Origin of the sequence: Aurantimonas coralicida DSM 14790, from assembly GCF_000421645.1 — a bacterium.
Classification (GTDB): domain Bacteria; phylum Pseudomonadota; class Alphaproteobacteria; order Rhizobiales; family Rhizobiaceae; genus Aurantimonas; species Aurantimonas coralicida.
Genome location: NZ_ATXK01000003.1, coordinates 407,267 through 413,768, shown reverse-complemented (window position 1 = coordinate 413,768; position 6,502 = coordinate 407,267). Strand labels below are relative to the sequence as shown.

Here is a 6,502-nt window from a genome sequence, read left to right as displayed (position 1 = left end):
ATGGACGGCGCGGCGTTCGACGTCTACGTGCGCACGCAACTGGCGCCATGTCTCGAACCCGGCGATGTCGTCATTCTGGACAACCTGAACGTACACAAGAGCCCAAGAGCCGCGCAGGCCATCGCCGAGCGGGGCGCCTGGCTCTTGTTCCTGCCGAAATACTCCCCCGACCTCAATCCGATAGAAATGGCATTCTCAAAGCTGAAGACGCTGCTTCGAAAGGCGGCCGCCCGAACCTTGGATGATCTCTGGCGCGCTGTCGGCGATATCTGCGCCCTCTTCACACCCGACGAATGCTGGAATTACTTCAAAGCTGCAGGCTGCGTTGCAGATTAATCGCCCGACGCTCTAATCTCGCCGCAGACTGAACTCGTCTCACGGTAGTCGCGGTAGGCTTCCCCCTGCCGCCTCATCGTGAGACCTAGACTGGGAAAGCCCGTTACGCGTTTGCGCCGGGCTTTCCTTTCCAGGCACCAATCCTGTACCAGTTCGATACGGAAACGTCTGGCACGCCACGTGCAAGGCCACACCCGAACGCCAGCAAAAGGCGAAAACGGGAGTGCAATCCATGTCTCAACACCACCGGCAGGCCCGCGCCAGATCCAGCCATTTCGCTGTGATCGCCAGCCTTACCGCCATGTTCCTCGCTACAGCACCCGCCAGCGGCCAGACCTATCTCGACGGCGGCGGCGGCAGCAGTTCACGTCCGCAGTCCAGCGACCCGACAGGCGGCTTCCTCGACGGCGGCGGCCCCCTGCAGCCCCGGCGCGGAGTCCGGAACGGCCAGCGGCGCGATGGTTTCCTCGACGATGGCGGGGGGATCGGCAGACGACCCGACATCGTCGTCCGGTCAGGGGGTGATCGCGAATTCCTGAAGGACGGCGGATCGGTCCGCACGCCGGCCGATATCGTCTATTCTGACGAGCGGGAAGAGTTTCTCGAAGACGGGGGTTCGGTCGTCGTCGAACCGGACATCCTGATCGACGACCGGCGCCTGCGTCGCGGTCGCGGCTGGCGGGAGGTCGCGGCTCCGAGGACCGTCCAGCGCTCGTCCGGCTCGTTCACCGTCATCACCAGTGACCTTGGCGACCGCGGTTACGGCTCGGCCACCCAAGTGTCTGGAAAGAGCGCGAACCGGATGCGAACGAAAGCGAAGATCATCGACGTCGAGAGTGCGCGGCTCGACCGCCGGCCGATGCCGGCCTCCGGCGTGGAGGTCATCTACAAGATCGGCGGGCCGCAGATCATCCGGATCGCCCCCGGATATGGTCAACGCGTCGCGGCGCTCGCAACCGACAGCGCCGACGTGCCTCGGCCAACTGCGCGTGCCGAACCGAAACGGATCGATCGCGCCGCCCCCTGGACCCGCGAATGGCTGGACCGCTGCACGAGCGAGCATGAGAGCTTCGACCCCGACTACGGGACCTATGTCGACGCACAGGGTCAGTCGCAGTTCTGCGACTGACGGAGACGAGGAGCCAGGCGCCTCAGGTCAGGAACGGATTGCCGCGGCGCTCGTCGCCAAGGCGTCCGCCGGGCCCGTGGCCGCAGATGAAGCCGACATCGTCGCCGAGCGGAAGGACCTTGTCCTTGATCGAGGCGATCAGCGTCGCATGGTCGCCGCCGGGCAGATCGGTGCGGCCGATCGAGCCGGAGAACAGAACGTCGCCGGCGTGCAGGAATGCGGCGGTCCGGTTGTAGAAGACGACATGGCCCGGTGCATGTCCCGGCGTGTGCAGTACCTCGAAGCGATGGCCGGCAAAGGTAAGCGTCTCGCCCTCCTCCAGCCAGCGGTCCGGCGTGCAATTGCGGACCGCGCCCGGAATTCCGAACATCCGCGCCTGTTCTGACAGTCCCGCCAACAGGAAAGCATCGGCCTTGTGCGGGCCGACGATGTCGACGCCGAGGCGCTCCTTCAGCTCCATCGCCCCGCCGGCATGGTCGATATGGCCGTGGGTCAGCCAGATCGCCTCGATGGCAATCCCGGCCTTCTCGATGGCCTCCACGATCCGGTCGACGTCACCGCCGGGATCGACCACGACGCCGACCTTGTCCTCGGCATCGAAGAGGATGCAGCAATTCTGCTGGAATGGCGTGACGGGAACGATCTGGGCGTTGAGTGTGGTCACGTGGGCCTCGGGCGTCGGTTGCTGTGCCCGGCTGTTAACGCGGGGCAGACGGCGGAGGCAAGCATGCGACCGGCCGCAGCGAGTGCCGCGGCCGGAAAGCAGATGGTGTAAAGCAGAGGGTGTTCCGCCTATTCGGCGGCGGCGCGCTGGGGCTGCACCACGGCGGTATAGTCCTCGACCAGCCGGCGCGTCGTCTCGCCCGGCGTGAAGCGCCATTCGGCGATCTCGGACACCGGCGTGACCTCGGCGGCCGTGCCACAGAGGAAGCACTCGTCGAAATCGGCCAGTTCCTCGGGCATGATCGCCCGCTCGCGCACTTCGATGCCGCGGCGCTTGGCCAGTTCAATCACCGTGCGGCGGGTGATGCCGTCGAGGAAGCAGTCCGGCGTCGGCGTGTGGATGATGCCGTCCTTGACGAAGAAGACGTTGGCACCGGTCGCCTCGGCCACCTGGCCGCGCCAGTCCAGCATCAGCGCGTCGGCATAGCCCTTGGCCTCGGCCGCGTGCTTGGAGATGGTGCAGATCATGTAGAGGCCGGTCGCCTTGGCCTTCGACGGCGCGGTGCGCGGATCGGGACGGCGATATTCGGCGAGGTCCAGGCGGATGCCTTTCATCCGCTGCTCCGGATCGAAATAGCTCGGCCACTGCCAGATGGCGATCGCGACGTTGATCCGGTTCTTCTGCGCCGACACGCCCATCATCTCGGACCCGCGGAAGGCGATCGGACGGACATAGGCATCGGTGAAGCCCTGGCGCACCAGGAGTTCGTTCGTCGCCGCGTCGATCTCGTCGGCGCTGTAGGGAATCTCGAACCCGATCATGCGGCCCGATGCGATCAGCCGCTCGGTGTGCTCGCGCAGCTTGAAGACCGTGCCACCATAGGCGCGCTCGCCTTCGAACACGGCGCTGGCGTAGTGCAGACCATGGGTGAGAACGTGGACCTTGGCGTCTTTCCACGGCAGGAACTCGCCGTTGTACCAGATTTCGCCGTCAAGCTGGTCGAATGGAACACTGCTCATGGTTGTCGACGCCTGTCCCGGCGTCCTCCCTATCCGTGGTGTAACGGCGATCGGCTTCTGACCGATTCGTGGCTTGTCTGCCGACTGCGTCCGGTCTTCCCTGACGCGGACAGCCCGAAGCCGACAATGGGCCGGGAGGGGAATGGTCGCAAGCGACGGTTTCCACTCTCGCAGGCAAGGTGTAACAATGGAACCAAATTACGTCAACACTGCTGACCTAAATTATGGATGCCGCCCTGACCTCCGATGATCGCGTGCCGGACGCCGAGGACGCGATCGTGCGAGAGCCGCTGCCCACTCGGGGCGAGCTCGATTTTCGCATGATCGAGCTGCTGTTCTTCGCCTATCGGGAATTCACTACGGACGCGGACTCGATCCTGATGCGCTATGGTTTCGGCCGGGCCCATCACCGGGTGCTGCATTTCGTCAACCGCGATCCGGGGATGACCATCGCCGAACTCCTCGACCTGCTCCAGATAACCAAGCAGTCGCTGTCGCGAGTGTTGCGCCAGTTGATCGATGGCGGCTTCGTGCGGCAGATGCCCGGCGTCGAGGATCGGCGCCAACGCTGCCTGTTCCCGACCGAACGCGGGCGCGAGCTGACGCTGGAACTGTCGCGGGCGCAGGCGCGGCGCATCGAGGCGGCGCTGGGCAATACCTCGCCGGGCGATGCCGGACCGATCGGCGCTTTCCTGATGGAGATGGCCGACGATCGACCGACGACGCGCGAGTGGTTCAGGAAAAAGGGCATCGACCGAAAGGAGCCGCTATGAGCGAGATGACGGAGACGAAGGCGGTGCCGCGGCAGGCCCCCTCGCCGCTCGGCGACGATGCGCCCCATATCCTCGTCATCGACGACGATCGCCGGATCCGCTCGCTGCTGCTGCGGTTCCTCAGCGAACAGCAGTTCCGGGTCTCCGTGGCCGCGGATGCCGCCGAGGCGCGGCGGATCCTGGAAGGGCTCGACTTCGACCTCCTGGTCGTCGACGTGATGATGCCCGGCGAAAGTGGGATCGAGCTGGTCCGATCGCTGCGCACCAACCGGCAGGCGCCGGTGCTGATGCTGACGGCGCGCTCGGAGACCGAGCATCGCATCGAGGGCCTGGAAGCCGGCGCCGACGACTATCTGGCCAAGCCCTTCGACCCGCGCGAATTGCTGCTGCGGGTCAACAACATCCTGCGGCGCGGCAGCCAGGCGCCGATCCAGAAGCTCGAGCATATCCGCTTCGGTCCCTTCACCTTCTCGCTTTCCCGCTGCGAACTGAAGCGCGGGGGCGAAATCATCCGCCTGACCGACCGAGAGAAGGCGATGATGTCGCAATTCGCCGGCAATCCGGGCGAGACGATCCCCCGGCAGGATCTCCTCGGCGACGAAACCGAGGTCGGCGAGCGTACCGTGGACGTCCAGATCAACCGTCTGCGACGCAAGATCGAGGGCGATCCGGCCAACCCGCTCTGGCTGCAGACCGTGCGCGGCATCGGCTATCGCCTGAACACGGACTGAGCAGGCATCATGTCGGTTCTCGGACGGCTCATGCAGCAACGGCCCCGGTGGAACCCGTTCCGCCGCGATGCGACGACTGCGCAGGAGACCGGCCGGAGCTGGCGCATCGGTCGGCTCCCGTCGCTCGACATCTGGCGGGGCCCACTGCGGCCGATCCCGCGGATCATCCAGCGCTATATGCCGAAGGGCCTCTATGCCCGGTCGCTGATCATCATCATGGCGCCGGTCGTCCTCCTGCAGTGCGTCGTCACCGTGGTGTTTATGGAGCGTCACTGGCAGCTCGTCACCCAGCGCCTGTCGGAAGCGGTGGTGCAGGATATCGCCGCGATCACGGCACTGGTGCAGACGCGGCCGCCCGGCTCGGACTACAGCGATATCATCCGCATCGCGCGCAACAATCTCGACCTCAACGTCTCGGTGCTGCCCGCCGAGCCGCTGCCCCCGCCTGCCCCGAAGCCGTTCTTCAATATCCTCGACGGCATTCTCAGCGAGGAACTGACCCGGCAGATCGGCCGCCCCTTCTGGATCGACACCGTCGGCAATTCCAAGATCGTCGAGATCCGCATCCGGCTGGACGACCGGGTCATGCGGATCTTCGCCACGCGCAACTCCGCCTATGCGTCCAACACGCACATCTTCCTCGTCTGGATGGTCGGTACGTCGCTGGTGCTGATGATCATCGCCGTGCTGTTCCTGCGAAACCAGATCCGGCCGATTCAGACCCTGGCGGCCGCGGCAGAAGGCTTCGGCCGCGGCCAGCCGATGCCGCCGGACTTCCGGCCCCGCGGTGCGTCGGAAGTCCGGCGCGCATCGCTCGCCTTCATCCAGATGCGCGACCGGATCGAACGGCAGATGGAACAGCGGACCGCCATGCTGACCGGCGTCAGCCACGATCTGCGGACGATTCTCACCCGCTTCCGGCTGCAGCTGGCGCTGCTCGGCGAAGGGGAGGACCAGGACGAACTCAACGCGGACGTCGACGAGATGCAGCGCATGCTGGAAGGCTATCTGGCCTTCGCCCGGAACGAGGCGGCCGAGGAGATCGGCGAACTCGATCTGGCCCCGATGCTGACCAAATTCCGCAACGAAGCCAAGCTCAAGGGCAAGCATCTGGAACTGGTGATCGACGGTGACCCGCGCATCGCGGTGCGACCGGATTCCTTCACGCGCATGGTGACCAACATTGTCACCAACGCCATGCGTCACGGCGATCACGTCAAGGTCGCGGCGACCCACGAGGATCGCTGGCTGACCATCACGGTGGAGGACGACGGGCCGGGCATTGCCGCCGAACAGCGCGAGGAGGTGTTCAAGCCCTTCGTACGTCTCGACACCGCGCGCAACATCGACAGCGGCGGCACCGGACTGGGGCTTGCCATTGCCCGTGACATCGCCCGCAGTTTCGGCGGCGACATCCTCTTGTCAGATTCCAGGCTCGGCGGGCTGCGGGCACTGATCCGCGTCCCGGTCTGACCGATCGCCTCAGTAGAGGCGGCCGCCCTCGGGGACCTGTTGGCTCGGGCCGATCAGCACGACCTCGCCATCGGCGTCCGGCACGCCGAGGGTGAGCACCTCTGACATCATCGGGCCAATCTGGCGCGGCGGGAAGTTGACGACCGCCAGCACCTGCCGGCCGACCAGTTCTGCGGGCTCGTAGTGCCGGGTGATCTGGGCCGAGGATTTCTTGCGCCCGAGCGGCGCCCCGAAATCGATCGTCAGCTTGATCGCCGGCTTGCGGGCCTCGGGGAACGGCGCCGCCTCTACGATGGTGCCGACACGAATGTCGACCTTCATGAAGTCGTCGAAGCCGATCTGCGCGGATGGCGTGTCGTCTTTCTGGGCGCTCACAC

At 65.6% G+C, this 6,502-nt stretch carries 8 protein-coding genes; 5 read left to right on the top strand and 3 right to left on the bottom strand.

Annotated features, from left to right (window positions below):
- On the top strand, window positions 1–336 hold a 336-nt coding region (locus tag H536_RS0110545), incomplete at its 5' end, for a transposase (RefSeq protein ID WP_024350444.1).
- Between the two features lie 223 nt (window positions 337–559).
- On the top strand, window positions 560–1,465 hold the full coding sequence (locus H536_RS0110540) for a hypothetical protein (protein ID WP_155898454.1): 906 nt from the start codon (window positions 560–562) through the stop codon (window positions 1,463–1,465).
- A gap of 22 nt (window positions 1,466–1,487) precedes the next feature.
- Here the strand turns inward: H536_RS0110540 and H536_RS0110535 are convergent, their stop codons facing one another.
- Window positions 1,488–2,129, bottom strand: coding sequence for an MBL fold metallo-hydrolase (locus H536_RS0110535; RefSeq protein ID WP_024350442.1), 642 nt, complete (start codon window positions 2,127–2,129; stop codon window positions 1,488–1,490).
- 128 nt (window positions 2,130–2,257) lie between these two features.
- The gene (locus H536_RS0110530) at window positions 2,258–3,148 is read right to left on the bottom strand and encodes a branched-chain amino acid aminotransferase (protein WP_024350441.1); all 891 of its coding nucleotides are present in this window, start codon (window positions 3,146–3,148) and stop codon (window positions 2,258–2,260) included.
- A gap of 224 nt (window positions 3,149–3,372) precedes the next feature.
- On the opposite strand from H536_RS0110530, the gene H536_RS22550 reads away from it, so the two are divergent.
- The 3 genes from H536_RS22550 to H536_RS0110515 all read left to right on the top strand — a co-directional run bounded on the left by H536_RS22550 (window position 3,373) and on the right by H536_RS0110515 (window position 6,125).
- The gene (locus H536_RS22550) at window positions 3,373–3,921 is read left to right on the top strand and encodes a MarR family winged helix-turn-helix transcriptional regulator (protein ID WP_024350440.1); all 549 of its coding nucleotides are present in this window, start codon (window positions 3,373–3,375) and stop codon (window positions 3,919–3,921) included.
- Complete coding sequence (locus H536_RS0110520) at window positions 3,918–4,652, top strand: response regulator (protein ID WP_155898453.1); 735 nt, start codon at window positions 3,918–3,920, stop codon at window positions 4,650–4,652. Before H536_RS22550 ends, H536_RS0110520 begins: the two co-directional genes overlap by 4 nt.
- 177 nt (window positions 4,653–4,829) lie before the next feature.
- The gene (locus H536_RS0110515; RefSeq protein WP_051141575.1) at window positions 4,830–6,125 is read left to right on the top strand and encodes an ATP-binding protein; all 1,296 of its coding nucleotides are present in this window, start codon (window positions 4,830–4,832) and stop codon (window positions 6,123–6,125) included.
- 9 nt (window positions 6,126–6,134) lie between these two features.
- Here H536_RS0110515 and H536_RS0110510 read toward each other — a convergent pair whose 3' ends face one another.
- Window positions 6,135–6,500 (bottom strand): tRNA-binding protein, encoded by a 366-nt coding sequence (locus H536_RS0110510; protein ID WP_024350437.1) that lies wholly within the window; start codon window positions 6,498–6,500, stop codon window positions 6,135–6,137.
- Between the last annotated feature and the right edge of the window lie 2 nt (window positions 6,501–6,502).